This is a genomic window from Burkholderia pyrrocinia, from assembly GCF_001028665.1.
GTDB classification, from domain to species: domain Bacteria; phylum Pseudomonadota; class Gammaproteobacteria; order Burkholderiales; family Burkholderiaceae; genus Burkholderia; species Burkholderia pyrrocinia.
On sequence record NZ_CP011503.1, the window covers coordinates 876,165 to 897,844 of the forward strand.

17 protein-coding genes are annotated in these 21,680 nt (G+C 67.9%); 9 read left to right on the forward strand and 8 right to left on the reverse strand.

Translation table 11 applies throughout. The features are described 5' to 3' along the window. Positions 1-3: 3 nt before the first annotated feature. The gene (rsmD, locus tag ABD05_RS04080) at positions 4-618 is read right to left on the reverse strand and encodes a 16S rRNA (guanine(966)-N(2))-methyltransferase RsmD (RefSeq protein WP_047899059.1); all 615 of its coding nucleotides are present in this window, start codon (positions 616-618) and stop codon (positions 4-6) included. Between the two features lie 216 nt (positions 619-834). Here rsmD and ftsY point away from each other — a divergent pair, with 216 nt between their 5' ends. Next, complete coding sequence (gene ftsY, locus ABD05_RS04085) at positions 835-1,989, forward strand: signal recognition particle-docking protein FtsY (RefSeq protein WP_047899060.1); 1,155 nt, start codon at positions 835-837, stop codon at positions 1,987-1,989. 71 nt (positions 1,990-2,060) lie between these two features. Here ftsY and maiA read toward each other — a convergent pair whose 3' ends face one another. Further along, entirely contained in the window at positions 2,061-2,705 is a 645-nt protein-coding gene (maiA, locus tag ABD05_RS04090; protein ID WP_047899061.1) for a maleylacetoacetate isomerase, read from the reverse strand. Between the two features lie 194 nt (positions 2,706-2,899). Between maiA and ybiB the strand changes: the two genes are divergently transcribed. Continuing rightward, positions 2,900-3,874, forward strand: coding sequence for a DNA-binding protein YbiB (ybiB, locus tag ABD05_RS04095; protein ID WP_047899062.1), 975 nt, complete (start codon positions 2,900-2,902; stop codon positions 3,872-3,874). Positions 3,875-4,254: 380 nt separating this feature from the next. Beyond that, the gene (leuA, locus tag ABD05_RS04100; RefSeq protein WP_047899063.1) at positions 4,255-5,901 is read left to right on the forward strand and encodes a 2-isopropylmalate synthase; all 1,647 of its coding nucleotides are present in this window, start codon (positions 4,255-4,257) and stop codon (positions 5,899-5,901) included. A gap of 131 nt (positions 5,902-6,032) precedes the next feature. On the opposite strand, the gene ABD05_RS04105 is transcribed toward leuA, so the two are convergent. Further along, on the reverse strand, positions 6,033-6,416 hold the full coding sequence (locus ABD05_RS04105; protein WP_047899064.1) for a nuclear transport factor 2 family protein: 384 nt from the start codon (positions 6,414-6,416) through the stop codon (positions 6,033-6,035). Positions 6,417-6,461: 45 nt separating this feature from the next. Continuing rightward, complete coding sequence (locus ABD05_RS04110; protein WP_047899065.1) at positions 6,462-7,031, reverse strand: acyloxyacyl hydrolase; 570 nt, start codon at positions 7,029-7,031, stop codon at positions 6,462-6,464. A 360-nt stretch (positions 7,032-7,391) separates the two neighbouring features. Here ABD05_RS04110 and rpoH point away from each other — a divergent pair, with 360 nt between their 5' ends. The 6 genes from rpoH (at position 7,392) to ABD05_RS04140 (ending at position 14,940) form a co-directional block, all read left to right on the forward strand. Next, positions 7,392-8,327, forward strand: a complete 936-nt coding sequence (gene rpoH, locus ABD05_RS04115; protein WP_047899066.1) for an RNA polymerase sigma factor RpoH — start codon at positions 7,392-7,394, stop codon at positions 8,325-8,327. Between the two features lie 355 nt (positions 8,328-8,682). After that, positions 8,683-8,964 carry a cytochrome oxidase putative small subunit CydP gene (gene cydP, locus ABD05_RS35650; RefSeq protein ID WP_065500952.1) on the forward strand — a complete coding sequence of 94 codons (282 nt, stop codon included), beginning with the start codon at positions 8,683-8,685 and terminating at the stop codon, positions 8,962-8,964. Further along, positions 8,954-10,534 carry a cytochrome ubiquinol oxidase subunit I gene (locus ABD05_RS04125; protein ID WP_047899068.1) on the forward strand — a complete coding sequence of 527 codons (1,581 nt, stop codon included), beginning with the start codon at positions 8,954-8,956 and terminating at the stop codon, positions 10,532-10,534. The genes cydP and ABD05_RS04125 overlap by 11 nt, the downstream gene beginning before the upstream one ends. A gap of 31 nt (positions 10,535-10,565) precedes the next feature. Further along, entirely contained in the window at positions 10,566-11,702 is a 1,137-nt protein-coding gene (gene cydB, locus ABD05_RS04130) for a cytochrome d ubiquinol oxidase subunit II (RefSeq protein WP_047899069.1), read from the forward strand. A 55-nt stretch (positions 11,703-11,757) separates the two neighbouring features. Beyond that, positions 11,758-11,880 carry a cytochrome bd-I oxidase subunit CydX gene (cydX, locus tag ABD05_RS35405; protein WP_034179083.1) on the forward strand — a complete coding sequence of 41 codons (123 nt, stop codon included), beginning with the start codon at positions 11,758-11,760 and terminating at the stop codon, positions 11,878-11,880. A gap of 576 nt (positions 11,881-12,456) precedes the next feature. Further along, the gene (locus ABD05_RS04140; protein WP_047899070.1) at positions 12,457-14,940 is read left to right on the forward strand and encodes a family 20 glycosylhydrolase; all 2,484 of its coding nucleotides are present in this window, start codon (positions 12,457-12,459) and stop codon (positions 14,938-14,940) included. 167 nt (positions 14,941-15,107) lie between these two features. On the opposite strand, the gene nagE is transcribed toward ABD05_RS04140, so the two are convergent. The 4 genes from nagE to nagA form a co-directional block, all read right to left on the reverse strand. Continuing rightward, a complete protein-coding gene (nagE, locus tag ABD05_RS04145; protein ID WP_047899071.1) occupies positions 15,108-16,871 on the reverse strand; it encodes an N-acetylglucosamine-specific PTS transporter subunit IIBC in 1,764 nt (587 codons plus the stop codon). An 87-nt stretch (positions 16,872-16,958) separates the two neighbouring features. After that, positions 16,959-19,541: a phosphoenolpyruvate--protein phosphotransferase gene (gene ptsP, locus ABD05_RS04150; RefSeq protein WP_047899072.1), complete on the reverse strand. Its 2,583-nt coding sequence runs from the start codon at positions 19,539-19,541 to the stop codon at positions 16,959-16,961. Positions 19,542-19,556: 15 nt separating this feature from the next. Further along, a complete protein-coding gene (locus ABD05_RS04155; RefSeq protein ID WP_047899073.1) occupies positions 19,557-20,564 on the reverse strand; it encodes an SIS domain-containing protein in 1,008 nt (335 codons plus the stop codon). After that, complete coding sequence (gene nagA, locus ABD05_RS04160) at positions 20,557-21,660, reverse strand: N-acetylglucosamine-6-phosphate deacetylase (protein WP_047899074.1); 1,104 nt, start codon at positions 21,658-21,660, stop codon at positions 20,557-20,559. The genes ABD05_RS04155 and nagA overlap by 8 nt, the downstream gene beginning before the upstream one ends. Positions 21,661-21,680 lie beyond the last annotated feature (20 nt).

Sequence of the window (21,680 nt, forward strand, 5' to 3'; positions counted from 1 at the left end):
GCATTATTCATCATTTTCGCGCCGCAGCAAATGATAGTGAACCGCACCCGCCTTGCCGTGCTTCACGACCTGCCAGCCCGCGAGCGCGTCGTGCGAGGCCGGATCGAGTTCCGCCCCCGTCTCGACGTACAGCGCGCCGTCCGCCGCGACGAGCGGCGCCGACAGCGCGATCGCGCGCTCGAGCGCAGCGGAATCGTCGAACGGCGGATCGAGAAACACGACGTCGAACGCGCCCGGCGTGAGCCCGGCCGCGAGCCGCAGCGCATCGGCTTCGGCGACCTCGACCGAGCGGGCGCCGAGCTTGTCCTTGATCGCACGCAGTTGCTGCGCGGCGCGCGGATGGCGTTCGACCATCACGACGCTCGCCGCGCCGCGCGACGCGGCTTCGAAGCCGAGCGCGCCGGTGCCCGCGAACAGGTCGAGGCAGCGCCGGCCTTCGAGATCCTGGCCGAGCCAGTTGAACAGCGTCTCGCGCACGCGATCGGGCGTCGGCCGCAGGCCGTCGAGATCGAGCACCGCGAGCGGCGTGCGTTTCCAGTCGCCGCCGATGATGCGGATCGTGTGCGGCTTGCCGCGGCCAGGAGGGGCCGCCGGGCGGCCGGAAGAGGAACGGGACATACGGAATATAGACAACGGAGGGACCGGGCGCGCGCAGGGGCGCACCGCCAAACAGGCGCACGTTACCACAGCGGCGGCGCACACTGACGCGAGCGCCGCGCCGCACTGATAAAATGCACGGTTTCGGCCGCCGTGCGCCGCGCCCGCGCGAACGCAGAACGGCCCCTCCGGCGCCCCGCCTCTGGCGGCGGCCCGCCCTCTTCCCGACGTCAGACCATGTTCAGCTTCTTCAAACGATTCAAGAAAACGCAGGAGCCCGATCCCGCGGAATCGCAATCGGCCGACGCGTCGCAAACGGACGAGCCGTCCGATGCGCCCGCGGTCGACGCTCCGCCCGCGGCCGACGTGCCGCAGGCGCCCGTGCAACCGGCCGCGCCGGCCGTCGTGATGACGGTCACGCCGACCAACGACGGCCGCGACGAAGTCGTCGAGACGGTCGAGATCGTCCCGCCGCCGCTGCAGGACGCATCCGCGAAGAAATCGTGGCTTGCGCGCCTGAAAACGGGGCTCGCGAAGACCGGCTCCAGCATCACCGGCGTATTCGTCAACACGAAGATCGACGAGGATCTGTACGAGGAGCTCGAAACCGCGCTGCTGATGTCCGACGCGGGCGTCGACGCGACCGAATACCTGCTCGACGCGCTGCGCGAAAAGGTGCGCACGGGCCGGCTGACCGACCCGCAGCAGGTGAAGAGTGCGCTGCACGACCTGCTCGTCGAGCTGCTGAAGCCGCTCGAGAAATCGCTGATGCTCGGCCGCGCGCAGCCGCTCGTGATGATGATCACGGGCGTGAACGGCGCGGGCAAGACGACCAGCATCGGCAAGCTCGCGAAGCATCTGCAGAGCTTCGACCAGTCGGTGTTGCTGGCCGCGGGCGACACGTTCCGCGCGGCCGCGCGCGAACAGCTGGCGGTCTGGGGCGAGCGCAACAACGTGACGGTCGTGCAGCAGGAAAGCGGCGATCCGGCCGCGGTGATCTTCGACGCGGTCAGCGCCGCGCGCGCGCGCAAGATCGACGTGATGATGGCCGACACGGCCGGCCGCCTGCCGACGCAGCTCCACCTGATGGAAGAGCTGAAGAAGGTGAAGCGCGTGATCTCGAAGGCGCACGACGGCTCGCCGCACGAAGTGCTGCTGGTGATCGACGCGAACACCGGCCAGAACGCGCTCACGCAGGTGAAGGCATTCGACGACGCGCTCGGCCTCACGGGCCTCATCGTCACGAAGCTCGACGGCACCGCGAAGGGCGGGATTCTCGCCGCGATCGCGCGGCAACGCCCGGTGCCCGTCTACTTCATCGGCGTCGGCGAGAAGGTCGAGGACCTGCAGCCGTTCAGCGCCGTGGAATTCGCGGACGCGCTGCTCGGCTGAACGCCGCCGGCACGCATCGCACGGGGCGCCTTCGGGCGCCCTTTTTCATGCACGCCCGGGGCGCGCTGAACTCATTCGGCGTCGGGCTGCGCGCCGGGCTCGGCGGCCTTGAACGCGTCGAGCGTCGACGCATGGTCGACGATCCGCTGGATCGTCGGATAGCGCGTCGTGTCGACCGAGAAGCGGTTCGCGTTGAACACCTGCGGCACGAGACATACGTCGGCCAGCGTCGGCATATCGCCGAAGCACAGCTTGCCGGTGCGCGGATCGTTCGCGAGGCGCGTCTCGAGCGTTTCGAAGCCCGCCTCGATCCAGTGCCGGTACCACGCGTTCTTCGCCTCTTCGGGCACCTGCAGCATGTGCTTCAGGTACTTCAGCACGCGCAGGTTGTTGAGCGGATGGATTTCGCAGGCGATCTGCAGCGCGATCGCGCGCACATACGCGCGATCGACCGGCTGCTTCGGCAGCAACGCGGGCTCGGGATGGGTTTCTTCGAGATATTCGATGATCGCGAGCGACTGCTGCAGCGTCGCGTCGCCGTCGGTCAGCGTCGGCACGACCGCATCCGGATTCAGCGCGCGGTACTCGTCCTTCAGTTGCTCGCCGCCGTTGCGCAGCATGTGCACGGGGACATAGTCGAACGGCAACTGCTTCAGGTTCAGGGCGATCCGCACGCGGTACGACGCGGAACTGCGGAAATAGCTGTAGAGCTTCATGGGATGTCTCTCGTAGTCGTATTCGGCCGGCAACGGCACAGACGCGGCGCAGCCGGCGCGCCCACCGCCGGTAATCGGAGTGTAGCGCGACGCGATGCGCGGCCGCGCTTGCGCCGGCCGCGCCCGTGCGATACTCGGGGCATTCCTCACCGCTCACCGCGCGGCCCGATGCCGGCCGCCCGCCCCACGCCCCGATGACCGCTTCCCACGATCCCGCCGCCGTTCCGTTCCCTTGCGCCCGCTTCATCAAGGAAATCGGCCGCGGCCCGCACGGCGCGCGCGCGCTGTCCGCCGAGGACACGTTCGAGCTCTATCGCGCGATGCTCGACGCGCGCGTGTCGGACGTCGAGCTCGGCGCGATCCTGATCGCCTATCGGCTGAAGGGCGAAACCGCCGACGAACTGGCCGCGATGCTCGCCGCCGCGCAGGCGTCGTTCGAGCCGGTGCACGTGCAGGACGCCGCGTTCCGCCCCGTGTCGATCCCGAGCTACAACGGCGCGCGCAAGCAACCGAATCTCGTGCCGCTGCTCGCGCTGCTGCTCGCGCGCGAAGGCGTGCCGGTGCTCGTGCACGGTGTCGAGCGCGACCCGGGCCGCGTGACGAGCGCCGAGATCTTCTCCGCGCTGTCGCTCGCGCCGTCGACGTCGCACGATGCGATCGAGGACATGCTCGCCGAGCGCCGCGTCGCGTTCGCGCCGATCGAAGCGCTGGCGCCGCGCATCGCGCACCTGCTGTCGATGCGCCGCGTGCTCGGCGTGCGCAACTCGACGCACACGCTCGTGAAGATCCTGCAGCCGTTCGCGCCGGCCGGCTTGCGGCTCGTCAACTACACGCACCCGCCGTACCGCGACAGCCTCGCTCAACTGTTTCGCGACCATCCGGACGCCGCGCTCGGCGGCGCGCTGCTCGCGCGCGGCACCGAAGGCGAAGCCGTCGCCGATACGCGGCGCCAGGTGCAGGTCGACTGGCTGCACGACGGCGTGTGCGACACGCTGATCGAGGCCGAACGTTCGTCGAGCGACGCGCCGCCCGTCACGCTGCCCGAATCGCGCGATGCGGCGGCGACGGCCGCATGGACGGACGCCGTGTTGCGCGGCGAAGTGCCGGTGCCCGACACGGTTGCGCGGCAGGTCGCGACGATCGTGCAGATCGCCCGCATCGCGCGCTGACGGCGCGGCGACGACCCGCCCCCCCGCCCCGACCATTTGACACGCGCACGCATCCTGGCATAGAGTTGTCGTCATGCGTTCCTTTCCGAACACCCTCCGAATTACCTCCGGCCGCCTAGCGCGGCCGCTATCGCTACGACTAGCCTAAGGCTGTCGTAGCGCCGTGTGTTGTCCGCACGGTCCCTCCCAGCAGTTCCTCGCAGTACCCCTCTCGCAGTTTTTACAACCCGAAGTCGTCAGCATTCGTCCGTCTATCCGTCGGTCGATTCGCGAAGATCATCCGCATCCGCAGCGCGATCGCGCGCGGCGGTGCTAGGCAGCGCCAACCGTCGCCCATGCCGCCCGTCTTCGCTCGCGACTTGAGACCCGAGGTCCAGAAGATGAAGCGCAATCCGCAAGACAAGTACCGTCCGTTCGAGCCCGTCCGCATCAATGGCCGCCGCTGGCCGACCCGCACCATCGAGCGCGCGCCCGTCTGGATGAGCACCGACCTGCGCGACGGCAACCAGTCGCTGATCGAGCCGATGAGCATCGAACAGAAGCTCGAGTTCTTCGAGATGCTGGTCGCGATCGGTTTCAAGGAGATCGAAGTCGGTTTTCCGTCGGCGTCGCAAACCGACTTCGATTTCGTCCGCAAGCTGATCGACGACCAGCGGATTCCCGACGACGTGACGATCGAGGTGCTCGTGCAGTCGCGCGAAGACCTGATCGCCCGCACGTTCGACGCGCTCGAAGGCGTGCCGCGCGCGATCGTGCACCTGTACAACGCGGTCTGCCCGTCGTTCCGCCGCATCGTGTTCGGGATGTCGAAGCACGACGTGAAGGCGCTCGCGGTCGACGGCACGCGCATCATCAAGGAGCACGCCGCCGCGCGCCCCGACACGCACTGGACCTTCCAGTACTCGCCGGAAACCTTCAGCATGACCGAGCTGACGTTCGCACGCGAGATCTGCGATGCGGTCGCGCAAACCTGGCGGCCGACCCGCGACCACAAGATGATCGTCAACCTGCCGGCCACCGTCGAAGCCGCGAGCCCGAACGTGTTCGCCGACCAGATCGAATGGATGGACCGCAACCTCGCGTATCGCGACAGCATCGTGCTGTCCGTGCATCCGCACAACGATCGCGGCACCGCGGTCGCGGCGGCCGAGCTCGCGCTGCTCGCGGGCGCCGACCGCATCGAGGGCTGCCTGTTCGGCAACGGCGAGCGCACCGGCAACGTCGATCTCGTCACGCTCGCACTGAACCTCTATACGCAGGGCATCGACCCGGGCCTCGATTTCTCCGACATCGACGCGGTGCGCCGCATCGTCGAACGCTGCAACCAGATTCCCGTGCATCCGCGCCATCCGTACGCGGGCGACCTCGTGTTCACCGCGTTCTCGGGCTCGCACCAAGACGCGATCCGCAAGGGCTTCGCACAGCAGCGCCCCGACGCAGTGTGGGAAGTGCCGTACCTGCCGATCGACCCGGCCGACCTCGGCCGCAGTTACGACGCGGTGATCCGCGTGAACAGCCAGTCCGGCAAGGGCGGCGCGACGTTCCTGCTCGAACGTGGAATGGGCTTCACGCCGACGCGCCGCGTGCAGATCGAATTCAGCCACGCGGTGCAGACGCTCGCCGACGCATCCGGCGAGGAAGTGACAGGCGACGCGATCTGCGCGCTGTTCGCCCGCGAATTCTTCGAGACCGACGGCCCGGCCGCGCGGCATGGCGACAGCGCACGCTGGCAGAACCGTGAGATCGCGGCAGCGCCGGCAGCCGACGCGACGCCCGAAGACACCGTGCGACGTTTGGCCGCGGCATTCGCGACGGCCGCGGGCGCCGCGATCGATATCGCGTCGTGTGAACCCGCGCGCACGACGGACGGCCGGATCGCGGTATCGGTCGGCTGCCGGGTCGGCGATGCGCCGCTGCGGCACGGCGTCGGCCTGCACGCCGATGCGGCAAACGCCGCGCTCGATGCAATCGTCAGTGCAATCAACCGTTCGGCATGGCATTGCACGGATCGCCGCGCAGCGGCCTGACGCTCAGCGTTCGACAGTCAGCGAGCGGTGCGTGACCGCCCGTGCACCGCGCGATCCGCGCCGCACGGGCCAGCAAAAAGCGGCCCAGAAGGCCGCTTCGATGGGGACATGAAAAGGAGCGCCACGCGCGCTCATGTGTCGGTTGCGCACCGCGTCGCCTGCCACGCGAGCAGGCACCAGCGGCCCTGCTCCTCGGTGTGGACGGACGTATAGGCTATCGGGAAGACCAGGCCGCCGTTGTTCGTTTCCATCTCGATCAACGCGCGCCCGGTGACGACGCAGGTTTCGCCGCCGACGGGCAGCACGTCCTGCGACTGGATTTCGATCTGACGATAGCGGCGGCGGCCGGCGACGATGGCGTCGATGAACTGCTGCTTGGTTTCACGTTTGCCGTTGGTGTGCACGAAGAACACCTTGTCCGACAGCAGCGCGTCGAGCGCCTCGCCGTCCCCGTCCACCATCGCCCGGAACCGATCGCGCTCGAGCGCGCGGATCGCATCGACCACCTTCGCCATCGCCTGACTCCTCGGCAACGCGCACGCCGTGCGCGGGCATGCGGATCAGAAGTTGTACTGCACGTAGAACTGGTGGAAATTTATACCAGGATTCGGCTCTTTGATACCCGCGTTAGACACATGTTGAAAACGGTAACCGACCTGATACTGTTGCCGTTCTCCGAACTGTGCGCCGACGCCGACGACGTCCACGAACTGGAACGACGTCCCCAGCGAAAGATTGTGGGAGATCGTCGGGGAAGTCAGGAGCCGGATGCCGGCGCCGGCCTCGACGAACGGGCGCACCTGGCCCGCACTCTTGATGAAGCGGAACATCGGCGTCGCGCCGATCTCGCCGAGGCTGCCGTGGACGTTGCCGCCCGTGTGCCAGTAGCCGACGTGGCCTTCCATCACGAACGCGAAGTGCCAGCCGCCGATTTCCCACCAGTTCCAGCCCGGATCCCACACCACGCCGAGATCGGCCTTGTCGATCCCGTGACGATCCGAAAACCCGCCGCCCGCCTGGATCCCCCATCGGTCCGCGAACGCCGCACCCGATCCGCCCAGAAGTGACGCCGCCAGCATCGCATGCAGCGCAAGCCGGCTGCGGGGCCGGCGATTCTTCTTATTGTTCATCTGACACTCCAACTTTTTGGGTTGAATGGAGCCTGCCGCGACGGCCTGGCCCGAGCGAACTGAATGGTATGGTAAAGGACTTTTCCGATCGGCATCATGAAGCGAAATGGCTTCCTTCCAAAACGACAAAAATCGAAATCGTCTACTGATTCCTATCAGAAACAACGGTTTACGGAACTTCGATTCGCCGCCTTGGTCGCAGATTAGACTATCGACTCGACTATCTCGATAGAAAAATCGGGAACTCGGATGCCCACGCCCGCTCTAAGGAATTAGCACTCGGTTTGCGGGAGTGCTAAGATTGGCCCCGGTCTCTCATCCGAGACCCGGGGTTTGTCCCTGATTCCAAAGGAGTTTTTAGTGAGCAACGCCCTGACCCTTCCGAACATCCTGAGCCCGACGCCGGCCAAGGCCGAATCGGCAGGCTCGCTGGCGCTCGCAGCTCAATCGATGTTGCCAGGCCAGCTTGGCAACATCGATTCGTATATCCAGGCCGTCAATCGCATTCCGCTGCTGACGGCCGAAGAGGAACGCCAGTACGCAACCGAGTTCCGCGAAGACAACAACCTGGATTCTGCGCGCCGCCTCGTGCTGTCGCACCTGCGCCTCGTCGTGTCGATCGCGCGCAACTATCTCGGTTACGGCCTGCCGCACGGCGACCTGATCCAGGAAGGCAACATCGGCCTGATGAAGGCCGTGAAGCGCTTCGATCCGGCCCAGAACGTGCGTCTCGTGTCGTACGCGATCCACTGGATCAAGGCCGAGATCCACGAGTACATCCTGCGCAACTGGCGCATGGTGAAGGTCGCGACGACGAAGGCGCAGCGCAAGCTGTTCTTCAACCTGCGCAGCCACAAGAAGAGCATGCAGGCGATGACGCCCGAGGAAATCGACGGCCTCGCACAGGAGCTCAACGTCAAGCGCGAAGACGTGACCGAGATGGAAACGCGCCTGTCGGGCGGCGACATCGCGCTCGAAGGGCAGGTGGAAGACGGCGAGGAGTCGTACGCGCCGATCGCCTACCTGGCCGACTCGCACAACGAGCCGACCGCCGTGCTCGCCGCGCGTCAGCGCGACACGCTGCAGACGGACGGCATCGCACAGGCACTCGACGCGCTCGACGCGCGCAGCCGCCGCATCATCGAGGCGCGCTGGCTGCACGTCGACGACGACGGCTCGGGCGGCTCGACGCTGCACGATCTCGCCGCCGAGTTCGGCGTGTCCGCGGAACGCATCCGCCAGATCGAAGCGAGCGCAATGAAAAAGATGCGCACCGCCCTCGCCGAATACGCTTAAATCCCGGCGATTCAGAGCGCTTCATCGAAAACCGCTGCCTAACCGGCAGCGGTTTTTTTTCGTCCGCTTTTTCCGCTGCTTTTCGCCCGCTTCTCCGCTCGTTTCTTCTCCGATTAATTGACCTGATTCATCAGGTAATAAGCGGTTTTCGGCCCCCTTCCGCATAACCTTGATCTGCCTCAAATTTTGGCCCGCGGTTCGCGACGGTCTGCCGCAGCGCAGCACTCGGCATCGGAAAGCCGTCCTTTTAAAATTGGCATGTCAGGCGCAAAAGGATTAAAACAGCTTCACGGCCGTCATAAATCCGACGTAAAGTCGCCCCCAATCCGACCTAAATCGATTCAGGATAATCGCCTTGATCTCGATCAATAAAGAGCCTGCGCCGCCCTCTCCCCCGCGGCCAGCCGGCACGATCGGCTGGCGAGCGCGCATCGCCGCGTGGGCTCGCGGGCCGACCCTCGCCCGCGACATCACCCTGGTGCTGATCGTCAAGCTGATCCTCCTGATGTCGCTCAAATACGCATTCTTCAATCATCCGCAGGCCGAGCACATGTCGCTTCCGCCTGCCGCCGTCGCCGAGAAACTGCTCTCGGTACCGGCGCCTGCATCTACCGAGGGAGACCACCATGATAAGTAGTGAAGTCGTCGATCTGTCACGTCTGCAGTTCGGCATCACGGCGCTCTACCACTTCCTGTTCGTGCCGCTGACGCTCGGCCTGTCCTGGCTGCTCGTCATCATGGAAGCCGTCTACGTGATGACCGGCAAACAGGTCTACAAGGACATGACCCAGTTCTGGGGCAAGCTGTTCGGGATCAACTTCGCGATGGGCGTGACGACCGGCATCACGCTCGAATTCCAGTTCGGCACGAACTGGTCGTACTACTCGCACTACGTCGGCGACATCTTCGGCGTGCCGCTCGCGGTCGAAGGCCTGATGGCGTTCTTCCTCGAATCGACGTTCGTCGGCCTGTTCTTCTTCGGCTGGAACCGCCTGTCGAAGGTCAAGCATCTGATCGTCACGTTCCTCGTCGCGCTGGGCTCGAACCTGTCCGCGCTGTGGATCCTCGTCGCGAACGGCTGGATGAACAACCCGGTCGGCGCCGAGTTCAACTACCAGACGATGCGCATGGAGATGACGAACCTGTTCGACGTGCTGTTCAACCCGGTCGCGCAGGTGAAATTCGTGCACACGGTGTCGGCCGGCTACGTGTCGGCCGCGATGTTCGTGCTCGGCGTGTCGTCGTGGTACCTGCTGAAGAAGCGCGACATCGACTTCGCGCTGCGCTCGTTCGCGGTTGCGGCCGGCTTCGGCCTCGCGGCGACGCTCTGCGTGATCGTGCTCGGCGACGAATCGGGCTATACGACCGGCGAAGTGCAGAAGATGAAGCTCGCCGCAATCGAATCCGAATGGGAAACGCAGCCGGCACCCGCGTCGTTCACGCTGATCGGCATTCCGAACCAGGAGGAACAGCGCACCGACTACGCGATCAAGATCCCGTATGCGCTCGGCCTGATCGCGACGCGCTCGATCGACGAACCGGTGATCGGCCTGCGCGATCTCGCGAAGCACAGCGAGGAGCACATCCAGAGCGGGATGATCGCGTACGGCGCGCTGCAGAAGCTCAAGCAGGGCGACACGAGCGCCGCGACGCGCGAACTGTTCGACCAGCACAAGCAGTATCTCGGCTACGGGCTGATGCTCAAGCAGTTCACGCCAAACGTGACCGACGCGACGCCCGAGCAGATCCAGGCCGCCGCGAAGAAGACGATCCCGCCGGTCGCGCCCGTGTTCTTCTCGTTCCGGATCATGGTGTTCCTCGGCTTCCTGTTCGTCGCGACGTTCATCGCCGCGTTCTGGTTCTGCGCGCGCCGCGAACTGCTGCAGGACAACCGCCGCTGGTTCCTGCGCTATGCAGTGTGGGCGATCCCGCTGCCGTGGATCGCGATCGAATTCGGCTGGATCGTCGCCGAGCTCGGCCGCCAGCCGTGGACGATCGCGGGCGTGCTGCCGACGCACCTGTCCGCGTCGAGCCTGACGCCGACCGACCTGTACCTCAGTCTCGCGGGCTTCGTCCTGTTCTACACCGTGCTGTTCGTCATCGAGATCAAGCTGATGTTCAAGTACGCGCGCCTCGGCCCGTCGTCGCTGCATACCGGCCGCTACCACCACGAGCTGGCGGCCGCCAGCGAGCGCGCGTCGGCCTGAGCACGCACCCGAAACCGAACAAGGAATCGCTATGGACTATGCAACTCTCAAGCTGATCTGGTGGCTGCTCGTCGGCGTGCTGCTGATCGGCTTCGCCGTCACCGACGGCTTCGACATGGGCGCGACCGCGCTGCTGCCGTTCCTCGGCAAGACCGACGAGGAGCGCCGCATCATCGTCAACACGGTCGGCGCGACGTGGGAAGGCAACCAGGTGTGGCTGATCACGGCCGGCGGCGCGATGTTCGCCGCCTGGCCGCTCGTCTATGCCGCGTCGTTCTCCGGCTTCTACTTCGCGATGCTGCTCGTGCTGTTCGCGCTGTTCTTCCGGCCGGTTGGCTTCGACTACCGCAGCAAGCGGCCGGACCCGCGCTGGCGTGCCGGCTGGGACTGGGGCCTGTTCGCCGGCGGCTTCGTGCCTGCGCTCGTGTTCGGCGTCGCGTTCGGCAACCTGCTGCAGGGCGTGCCGTTCAAGTTCGACAGCGACCTGCGCGTGACCTACTACGGCAGCTTCTGGGCACTGCTGAACCCGTTCGCGCTGCTGTGCGGGCTCGTCAGCCTCACGATGCTCGTCGCGCACGGCGCCGCGTTCATCAAGATGAAGACCGACGGCGTGATCGCGCGCCGCGCATCGATCGCGCTGCGCGTGGCGTCGTTCCTCGCGGTCGTGCTGTTCGTGCTGGCCGGCGTGCTGATCGCGTCGACCATCGGCGGCTTCCACATCACGAACGCCGCGCCGACCGATACGGTCGCGAACCCGCTGCTCAAGGACGTCGCCGCCGGCTCGGGCCTGTGGCTCGCGAACTACGGCGAGTTTCCGTGGATGATCGCAGCGCCCGTCGTCGGGATCGCGGGCGGCCTGCTCGCGTTGCTGCTCGCCGGCTCGAAGCAGGAGAAGACGGCGTTCTTCTGCACGGGCCTGATGATCGTCGGCGTGATCCTGACCGCGGGCTTCTCGATGTTCCCGTTCATCATGCCGTCGTCGCTCGACCCGCGCAGCAGCCTGACCGTGTGGGATTCGACGTCGAGCCACAAGACGCTGCAGGTGATGCTGTTCGCGGTGATCGTGTTCCTGCCGATCGTGCTGCTCTACACGAGCTGGGTGTATCGCGTGATGCGCGGCAAGGTCACGCGCCAGACACTCGAGGAAAACAAGCACTCGATGTATTGAACCGGGCCGGGGCGCGCTGGCGCCCCCCGTCCACCGTTTCGCAAGGAGTCGGATCATGTGGTATTTCAGCTGGATTCTCGGTATCGGCGTCGCGCTGTCGTTCGGCATCGTCAATGCGATGTGGCTCGAAGCGCGGCAGAAGACGCAGGAAGCGCCCGCGCGCGTGCGCCGCGACTGACGCAGGACGCGCGGCGCGCGGATCGCACCGCCGCTGCCCGGAAAGAACCTCGCTACACGCGAGGTTTTTTTTCGTCCCGGCTCCCCGGACAGGCCCCGCCCACCGATGCCAATTTAGCTCCAGATTGATACCACTTGAATACCAATAAAAGGTTTCATAAGATCTTTGGACACGGCCGCTGACAGGCCGAATCCTTCTGGGTGGGAGAGACATGCGAATCCCGTGTGTGGCGCGCACCTGCGCGCCGTGTCGCCGGGCGGCGGCCGGTTGCCGTTCGGCGGCGCCGGTTGTCGCCGTCGTGCGCGGCCGGACGAACTCCGGCGGCTGCGGCTGCCTCGTCGCAGCCGCCGCGGCCGTTGCCGCGCGCCGACGATGAACGCGCGTACGCCGCCCCGCCGATCCGATCGGCACGCCTGCCCGCCTCCCGTTCCGTAACGCACGCCCCCGCGTGCCGAATGCGCACGGTGCGGCCGCATCGCCCCGTGCGCGGGTATCTCCCGCAGCTCCATTGAAAGCCCGATCGCAGCGACGTAACCCATGACGCCGCTACGCCCCCCTTTTTTCTCAGGAGTTCGAATGAAGCGCACCTTGCCATCCCTCTTTGCCGGCGTGTTGATCGCGGCGCTGTCGCCGGCCGCGATCTCCGCCCAGCCGGCGTCGACCGTATCTGGCGCGACCGCGGGCACCGCGCAGCCCACCGCGCAAGCGGCCAATCTCGCGGCGCTGCTGTCGAACGGCCTCGCATTGCGCGTCGCCGTCGACAACAACCACGCGGCCGCAGCCGGCGTGCCGTGCGCCGATCTCGGCGCCGACGGCGCGGCCTGCGCGACGGGCCGCCTGATCCTGCAGAACCGCGGCCACCAGGCGATCGCCGACGGCGGCTGGAAGCTCTACCTGCACAGCATCCGCCGCCTGCTCCGGATCGACCGTCCGGGCTTCGCGCTGCGGCGGCTCACCGGCGACCTTTACGAACTGACGCCGCAGCCGGGCTCGGTGCGGCTTGCGCCCGGCGAGCGCATCGAGCTGCCGTTCGTCGCCGAATACTGGCTGCTGCGCTACAGCGACGTGATTCCGCGCCCGTATGTCGTCGTCGACGGTGCGCCGCCCGCCGTGCTCCGCTACAACGACACCGACGACGAGCTGCGCTACGTCGAATCGCTGCCGGCCGACGCGCAGAACAACTCGACCGGCAATGCGCCGCCCGTGGCCGCACGGCCCGACGCGACCCGTGCGCTGCCGAGCGTGAAGCGCGAGCAGCCGCTGCCCGGCACGCTCGACCTGCGCGGCGTCGAACTCGCGCTGCCCAACCTGCCGGACGCGCAGGTCGCGGCGTTGCGCGAGCGCGCGACGACCCTCGGGCTCGACGGCGTGCGCGTGCCGGTGTGGGGCGCCGTCGCGCCGCGCCGGCTGCCGGCCGACATCGCGACGCCGGGCGGCTACCGGCTCGCGATCGGGCCGCGCGGCGTGTTCATCGAAGCCTACGATCGCGCGGGCCTCTACTACGGCGTGCAGACGCTCTTCTCGCTCGCGCCGGCCGGCGGCGGCCCGATCCCGGCGATGCTCGTCGAGGACGCGCCGCGCTTCACGCATCGCGGGATGCACGTCGACCTCGCGCGCAACTTCAAGCACCCGGCGACGCTGCGCCGCCTGATCGACCAGATGAGCGCGTACAAGCTCAACCGCCTGCACCTGCATCTGTCCGACGACGAAGGCTGGCGCATCGAGATTCCCGGCCTGCCCGAGCTGACCGAGATCGGCTCGCGCCGCTGCCACGACCCGAGCGAGACGCGCTGCCTGCTGCCGCAGCTCGGCTCCGGCCCGGACAACCGCTCGGGCGGCGGTTACCTGACGCGCGACGACTACGTGTCGCTCGTGCGTTACGCGGCCGCGCATTTCGTCGAGATCATCCCCGAGATCGACATGCCCGCGCACGCGCGTGCGGCCGTCGTGACGATGGAAGCGCGCTACCGCCGGCTGCATGCGGCCGGCCGCGAGCAGGAAGCGAACGCGTACCGGCTGCTCGATCCGCAGAACACGTCGAACCTGCTGACGGTGCAGTTCTACGACCGCCGCAGCGACCTGAACCCGTGCGTGCCCGGCGCGCTCAATTTCGCATCGAAGGTGATCCGCGAGATCGCGGCGATGCATGCGGACGCGCAGGCGCCGCTGCACACCTGGCACTACGGCGGCGACGAGGCGAAGAACATCCTGCTCGGCGCGGGCTTCCAGCCGCTGAACGGCACCGACCCGAACAAGGGCCGCATCGATCTCGCCGCGCAGGACAAGCCGTGGGCGCGTTCGCCCGCATGCACGGCGCTGCTCCAGCGCGGCGAGATCAAGTCGATCGACGAACTGCCGACGCGTTTCGCGCAACAGGTGAGCGCGGCGGTCAACGCAAACGGGATCGACACGATGGCCGCGTGGCAGGACGGCATCAAGCATGCGAACGGGCCGCAGGACTTCAGCACGCGTCATGTGATGGTGTCGCTGTGGGACACGATCTTCTGGGGCGCGTCGGACAGCGCGCGCGACCTGAGCGGCAAGGGCTACCTGACGGTGCTGGCGCTGCCCGACTACCTGTACTTCGACTTCCCGTACACGCTCAACCCGCGCGAGCGCGGCTACTACTGGGGTTCGCACGCGACGGACGAGTACAAGGTGTTCTCGCTCGCGCCGGAAAACCTGCCGCAGAACGCCGAAGTGATGGGCGACCGTAACGGCAACGCGTTCGAAGTAACCGGCACGGGGCCCGCGCCGCGTCTCGAAGGCATGCAGGGGCAGGCGTGGGGCGAGGTGATGCGCAACGACACCTTCCTCGAATACATGGCCTATCCGCGGCTGCTCGCGCTCGCCGAGCGCGCGTGGCACCGGGCCGACTGGGAGCTGCCGTACGCGGCCGGCGTGCGCTACAAGCGCGGCGATACGCATCACGTCGACACGGCCGCGCTGCAGCGCGACTGGGCCGGTTTCGCGACGCTGCTCACGCAGCGCGAATTGCCGAAGCTCGACCGCGCGGGCATCGGCTACCGGAAGCCGACCTTCACGCTGACGAACCCGTGAACGGTTGAGCGGCTGAACGATCGAGCAGCTGAGCCATGCGCGATGCGGACGAATGCATCGCGCAATCGCCCGCACCAAAGAAAAACGGCTTGCGACGCATCGCAAGCCGCTTTCGTTTCTGCCGACCGGCCCGAACCCGCAGCGCGGATCCTGCCGGCCTTATTGCGTCATGCCGGTTGCGCAGCCGCCCCGCCGCCCGCCGGCGGCAGGCGCGCGCCAAGCTGCTCGGCATAACGTGCCGCCGCGTTGCCGCAGACGATGTGGAACGTGTCGAGCGACACCCACGCGACGTCGAGCGCACCGAGACGATCGCGATCGACCGCCGACGGATCGCGCACGACGACACGCAGGCGCGTGGTCGCGATCGCGTCGAGCGACGCGACGTTGGTCGCCCCGCCGAACACCGCGAGCCAGCGGGCCGGTTCCGGATCGAGCGGGCCGGCGGCCGCGCCCGTGACGGGCTGCGCCGCGGCGGCCGTCGCCGTCGACGCCGCGCCGGTCGCGCCGCTGCCGATCGCGGTACGCATCTCGTCGGCAATGAGGTCGGCCTCGGGCCCGATGATCACCTGCACGCTGTTGCCGCCGCGCTTGAGCACGCCGCGCGCGCCGATCGACTTCAGTTCCGGCTCCGATACCTTCTCCGGATCGACGACGGTCAGACGCAGGCGCGTCGTGCATGCGTCGACGACCGTCAGGTTGCCCGCACCGCCGAGCGCGGCGATGTAGCGCTGCGCACGCGGCGCAGCCGCAGCAGCGCCCGCGGCCGGCGCGACGAAGCCGCCCGATGCGTACGATTCCGCCGCCGCATCGGCCGATGCCGGCTCGCGGCCCGGCGTCGCCATGTTGAACTTGCGGATGAAGAAGCGGAACAGCCCGTAGTACGCGGCGCCGTACGCGATGCCGAGCGGAATCGCGATCCAGCCCTTCGTCGACAGCCCGTAGTTCAGTACGTAGTCGATCGCGCCGGCCGAGAACGTGAAGCCGAGCTTCACGCCGACGATCTGGCAGATCGCGAGCGACAGCCCCGTCAGCACCGCGTGGATCACGTACAGCACCGGCGCGAGGAACATGAAGCTGAATTCGATCGGCTCGGTCACGCCGGTCAGGAACGACGTCAGCGCCATCGAGAACAGCAGGCCGCCGACCATCGCGCGGCGCTCCTTCGGCGCTTCGTGCAGCATCGCGAGACACGCAGCCGGCAGGCCGAACATCATGATCGGGAAGAAGCCGGCCATGAAGGTGCCCGCGGTCGGGTCGCCCGCGAAGAAGCGGTGCAGGTCGCCGTGCACGATGTCGCCGCCGGCGGCCGGCGTGAAGTTGCCGAACACGAACCACGCGAGCGAGTTGATGATGTGGTGCAGGCCCGTGACGAGCAGCAGGCGGTTCAGGAAGCCGAACACGAACGCACCGATCGCGCCCGCCGTCGTCAGCCACTGGCCGGCCGCGTCGATCACATGCTGAACCGGCTGCCACACGTACCCGAACACGATGCCGAGTACCACGCAGACCAGCCCCGTGATGATCGGCACGAACCGTTTCCCGCCGAAGAACGCGAGGTAGTCCGGGAGCTTGATGTCCTTGTAGCGGTTGTACAGCAAGCCCGCGACCACACCCGCGATGATCCCGGACAGCACGCCCATGTTCAGCTTGGGATCGATGTCCTTCATGATCGCGGTTTCGATCAGGTAGCCGATCGCGCCCGCGAGCGCAGCAACACCGTTGTTGTCCTTCGCGAAGCCGACCGCCACGCCGATCGCGAACAGCAGCGGCAGGTTGTCGAAGATCGCACCGCCGGCGTCGGCGATCATCTTGATGTTGAACACGTCAGGCTGACCGAGTCGCAGCAGGATGCCGGCAACCGGCAATACCGCGATCGGCAGCATCAGTGCCCGGCCCAGGCCCTGTATTTTCAGAAACGGATTCCCGTTCATTCAGTCCTCCAATCCTTGTCTCGTCGTTAAGCGTCGTTGACCTAATTGCTTTCGTAGTGAAACGGGTCGCGAGCCTGCCGTCGACGTTCAGTCGAGCGGCCAGACCTCGCGGCTTGCTGCCCTTACCGCCTGTGCCGAATCGAGCGCGAGCAGATCCTGCGCGCGCTGACGGCACAACTGGTAATCGAGACGGCGCACCCGCGCCTTGATGCCCGGCACCGCGACCGGGTCGACCGACAGTTCGGTCACGCCGAGGCCGACCAGGATCGGCACCGCGAGCGGATCGCCGCCGAGCGCGCCGCACACGCCGACCCACTTGCCGTGCTTCGCGGCGCCGCGCACCGCGATGTCGATCAGGCGCAGCACGGCCGGATGCAGGCCGTCGGACTGCGCGGCCAGATCGGCCTGGCAGCGGTCCATCGCGAGCGTGTACTGCGTCAGGTCGTTGGTGCCGATCGACAGGAAATCCGCGTGCTGCGCGAGCTGGTCGGCCAGCAGCGCGGCCGACGGCACCTCGATCATCACGCCGACCTCGATCGGCTCGGTGCGGCCCTGCGCGCGCGCGAATTCGTCGATGCGCTTTCTGAGCCGCACGAGCTCGCCCGCGTCGGTGACCATCGGCAGCAGGATGCGCACCGCGCCGAACGGCTTCACCGCCAGCAGGCCCTGCAACTGATCGTCGAGCAGATCGGGGCGCACCTGCGCGAGGCGGATGCCGCGCAGGCCGAGCGCCGGGTTCGGTTCGGGCGGCAGCGTCAGGTAGTCGACTTCCTTGTCGGCGCCGACGTCGAGCGTGCGGATGATCGCCGTGCGGCCCTGCAGCGCGTCGACGATCGACTGGTAGCTCTGCTGGTGTTCGACGACCGTCGGCGCGGCCTGGCGATGGATGAACATCAGTTCGGTGCGCAGCAGGCCGACCGCGTCCGCGCCGTTGTCGACCGCGGTGTTCGCGTCGTCGAGCGTCGCGATGTTCGCGGCGACCTCGATCGCGCGGCCGTCGGCCGTCGTGGCGGCAACGCCGGCCAACTGCCGGTTCGCCTCGCGCACGCCGTCCAGGCGCTGGCGCTCGTGCCGCGCGCGTTCGACGTCGAGTGCGGTCGGCGCGTGTTCGAGACGGCCCGCGCTCGCATCGACGACGACCTGCGTGCCGTCCGGAATCGCATACAGCGCATCGCCGACCGCGACGAGCGCCGGGATGCCGAGCTGCCGCGCGATGATCGCCGCGTGCGACGTCGCGCCGCCGCGCGCCATCACGAGCGCGGTCACGCGCTGGCGATCGAGCGACGACAGGTCCGACGGCGTGAATTCCTCGGCCGCGAGCACCGCCTCGTCGGGCAGCGCACGCGCCGCGCCGTTCGTGTGGCCGAGCGCGCGCAGCACGCGCTTCTCGATGTCGCGCAGGTCGGCCGCGCGTTCGGCAAGCAGCGCGTCGTCGAGCTTCGACAGCGTGTCGATCTGCGTGCGGATCGTCGCGCGCCATGCGAAGCCCGCGCTCTTGCCGAGGCTGATCAGGTCGCGTGCCGCGTCGATCAGCGTCGGGTCCTCCAGCAGCACGCGATGCACCGCGAAGATACCCGCTTCGCCGACCGCGCCGCGCGCCGATGCGCTGCGGACCGTTTCGTCGAGTTCGCCGTCGACGGCCTTCAGCGCCTGGTCGAGCTGGCGGCTTTCCGCGGCCGGCGTGCCGGATGCCGGTTCGGGCGGCACGATTTCCGCATCGTCGAGACGCACCAGCGTGCCGACTGCGATACCCGGCGCCGCGCATACGCCCGCGAGCGTGTTCGGATCAATCGAAGCGCCGACGTTGCGCGCGACCGTCTGCGGCGCGGGCGACCTCAGCCGCGCCGGCTTTTCCTCGACTTCGCCGTGCGCTTCGCGCAGCAACTCGTGCTCGACCGCATCGACGGCCTGCTGCGCGTGCGCGCCGCGGCCGACCAGTTCGACCGTCGCGCCTTCGCCGGCACCGAGGCCGAGCAGGCCGACGACGCTTGCGATCGATGCCTTGCGGCCGTCGAACAGCACGTCGACGGTCGCGTCGAACCCGCGCACGGCTTCACGCGCACGTGCGGCCGGCCGCGCATGCAGGCCGCCCGGCTGCGCCAGCACGATCTCGCGGCGCACTTCGTGGTGCGCCGCCGCGCCGGCCTGCGCCGCTTGCGCGGCCGCTTCGCCCTTGCCGCGCAGCGCGAGCAGCGGCGTCTCGCCGGCCGTCGCGAAACCGCTCGCGCGATCGACGACGTCGAACGCGTCGGAGTTCGCGATCGCGATCACCGACACGAGCGAGTGCGCGCTGCGCGCGACCGCGTCCTGGTCGAACTCGATCAGCAGATCGCCCGCTTCGACGCGCGCGCCGGCCTCGACGTGCGCGGCGAAACCCTGCCCGTTCAGCTCGACGGTGTCGATGCCGATGTGCAGCAGCACTTCCGCGCCTTGCGGCGTCGTGATCGTCACCGCGTGGCCCGTGCGCGCGAGATGCGACACGATGCCCGCGCACGGCGCGACGAGCTTGCCCGCGAGCGGGTCGATGCCGATGCCGTCGCCGAACATCCCGCCGGAGAACACCGGATCGGGCACGTCGGCCAGCGGAACGATCGGCCCCGTCAACGGAGCAAGCAGGACGATCTGATCGTGGGTGGGGCTCTTCAACTGGGACTCCTCGGCGCGTCTCATCGGCTGTCTCGGCTATCAGTGCGTTTCGGTGACTTTGTTCAGGTGGCGCGGCGTGTCGGGATTGCGGCCGCGCGCGACGGCGAGATCCGCCGCCATCACGTAGAACGAAAGAATGGCGGCGATCGGGTCGAGCGCCGGATGGGCGGACTGCGCGAGCGGCAACGTCGCACCGGGCGTGCCGGCGGGCGCCGCGAGCAGCACGGCGGCGCCGCGAGCGCGCATGTCTTGCGCGAGCTGCAGCAGGCCGGCCTGTTCGGGCCCCGGCGGCGCGAACACGAGCAGCGGATAGTCGCGGTCGATCAGCTCCATCGGGCCGTGACGGACTTCGGCGCTCGAGAACGCCTCGGCCTGGATGCCGGACGTTTCCTTCAGCTTCAGCGCGGCTTCCTGCGCGATCGCGAGACCGAGGCCGCGGCCGATGACGATCATCCGCTCGACACCCGCGAGCGCGGCAACGGCCTGCGACCAGTCGAGCCGGCCGGCCTGCGCGAGCACGTCGGGCAAGCCGCGCAGCGCGGTCATCAGCGCGGCGTCGCGCTGCCAGTAAGCGACGATCTGCGCGGACAGCGACAGCATCGCGATATAGCTCTTGGTCGCGGCGACCGACAGTTCGGGGCCGGCAAGCAGCGGCAACTGGTGCTCGCACGCATCGGCGAGCGGCGACGGCAGCACGTTGACGGCGGCGACGGTGCGCGCGCCGGCTTCGCGCAGCGCGGCCATCGTGTTGACGAGGTCGGGGCTCTTGCCCGACTGGGAGAAGGCGATCGCGAGTTGATCCTGCACCTTCAGCGGCGCCTGCTGCAGCGTCGCGACCGACATCGGCAGCGACGCGACCGGCACGCCGAGGCGGCTCATCGTCAGGCTCGCGAAATAGCTGGCGGCGTGATCCGAGCTGCCGCGCGCGACCGTCAGCGCGACGGCCGGCGGGTGATCGAGCAATTGGCCGGCGAGCGCTTCGACGCGCGTGGTGTCGGCGATTTGCGCGGCGACGACCTGGGCGGACTCGCGCGCTTCCTTAAGCATATTCGACAATCGATTCTCCTTCGACGTAGGTCGCGGTGAGGTTCAGGTCGCGATCGAACACCGCGAGGTCAGCCCATGCGCCGCGCTCGAGGCGGCCGCGATCGGCGATGCCGAGGTAGTCGGCCGCATAGCGCGACATCCGGTTCGACACGTCGGCGATCGGCAGGCCGAGCGACACGAGGTTGCGCAGCGCCTGGTCCATCGTCAGCGTGCTGCCGGCGAGCGTGCCGTCGGCCAGCCGCACGCCGCCGAGGCACTTCGTCACGTGCTGGCTGCCGAGCCGGTATTCGCCGTCGGGCATGCCCGTTGCGGACGTGCTGTCGGTCACGACGTACAGGCGCGGGATCGCACGCAGCGCCGCACGAATCGCACCCGGGTGCACGTGCAGCAGGTCGGGAATGATTTCCGCGTATTCGGCATGCGCAAGCGCCGCGCCCACCAGGCCCGGGTTGCGGTGATGCAGCGGCGACATCGCGTTGAACAGGTGCGTGAAGCCGCATGCGCCGTGCTTGAGCGCGGCGACGGCATCGTCGTAGGTCGCGAGCGAGTGGCCGAGCTGCACGCGCACGCCGCGCGCGGCCATCTCGCCGATGATCTCGATGTGGCCGGCGATTTCCGGCGCGAGCGTGACGACGCGGATCGGCGCGATCGACAGGTACTTCAGCACTTCGTCGAGCACGGCCGACACGGCCGCGTCGGGCTGCGCGCCGAGCTTGCCGGGGTTGATGTACGGCCCTTCGAGGTGCACGCCGAGCACGCGCGCGCCGCCCGGCGTGCGGGTACGCGCAACGCTGCCGAGGTTGCCGACGACCTTCATCAGTTCGTCGCGCGGCGCCGTCATCGTCGTCGCGAGCAGGCTCGTCGTGCCGAATTGCGCGTGCGTGCGGGCGATCGTCTCGATCGCGTCGCCGCCTTCCATCACGTCGGCGCCGCCGCCGCCGTGCACGTGCAGGTCGATGAAGCCGGGCAGGATGTACGGCGCGCCGTTCTTCGCGGGATCGGCGGGCGTGCCGTCGAGCGTGGTGATGCGGCCGTTCTCGCTGTCGAGCGAACCGTGAATCCAGCCGGCGGGGGTGAGGATGTTTCCAGTCAGCATGACGTTCTCTTGATGATCTG

Coding starts and splice junctions, on each gene's coding strand:
- ptsP (WP_047899072.1), bottom strand. CDS start 19,541: ATGAGACGCGCCGAGGAGTCCCAGTTGAAGAGCCCCACCCACGATCAG.
- rsmD (WP_047899059.1), bottom strand. CDS start 618: ATGTCCCGTTCCTCTTCCGGCCGCCCGGCGGCCCCTCCTGGCCGCGGC.
- cydB (WP_047899069.1), top strand. CDS start 10,566: ATGGACTATGCAACTCTCAAGCTGATCTGGTGGCTGCTCGTCGGCGTG.
- ABD05_RS04110 (WP_047899065.1), bottom strand. CDS start 7,031: ATGAACAATAAGAAGAATCGCCGGCCCCGCAGCCGGCTTGCGCTGCAT.
- ABD05_RS04105 (WP_047899064.1), bottom strand. CDS start 6,416: ATGGCGAAGGTGGTCGATGCGATCCGCGCGCTCGAGCGCGATCGGTTC.
- ABD05_RS04140 (WP_047899070.1), top strand. CDS start 12,457: ATGAAGCGCACCTTGCCATCCCTCTTTGCCGGCGTGTTGATCGCGGCG.
- cydX (WP_034179083.1), top strand. CDS start 11,758: ATGTGGTATTTCAGCTGGATTCTCGGTATCGGCGTCGCGCTGTCGTTC.
- nagE (WP_047899071.1), bottom strand. CDS start 16,871: ATGAACGGGAATCCGTTTCTGAAAATACAGGGCCTGGGCCGGGCACTG.
- maiA (WP_047899061.1), bottom strand. CDS start 2,705: ATGAAGCTCTACAGCTATTTCCGCAGTTCCGCGTCGTACCGCGTGCGG.
- ABD05_RS04125 (WP_047899068.1), top strand. CDS start 8,954: ATGATAAGTAGTGAAGTCGTCGATCTGTCACGTCTGCAGTTCGGCATC.
- ybiB (WP_047899062.1), top strand. CDS start 2,900: ATGACCGCTTCCCACGATCCCGCCGCCGTTCCGTTCCCTTGCGCCCGC.
- ftsY (WP_047899060.1), top strand. CDS start 835: ATGTTCAGCTTCTTCAAACGATTCAAGAAAACGCAGGAGCCCGATCCC.
- ABD05_RS04155 (WP_047899073.1), bottom strand. CDS start 20,564: ATGCTTAAGGAAGCGCGCGAGTCCGCCCAGGTCGTCGCCGCGCAAATC.
- nagA (WP_047899074.1), bottom strand. CDS start 21,660: ATGCTGACTGGAAACATCCTCACCCCCGCCGGCTGGATTCACGGTTCG.
- leuA (WP_047899063.1), top strand. CDS start 4,255: ATGAAGCGCAATCCGCAAGACAAGTACCGTCCGTTCGAGCCCGTCCGC.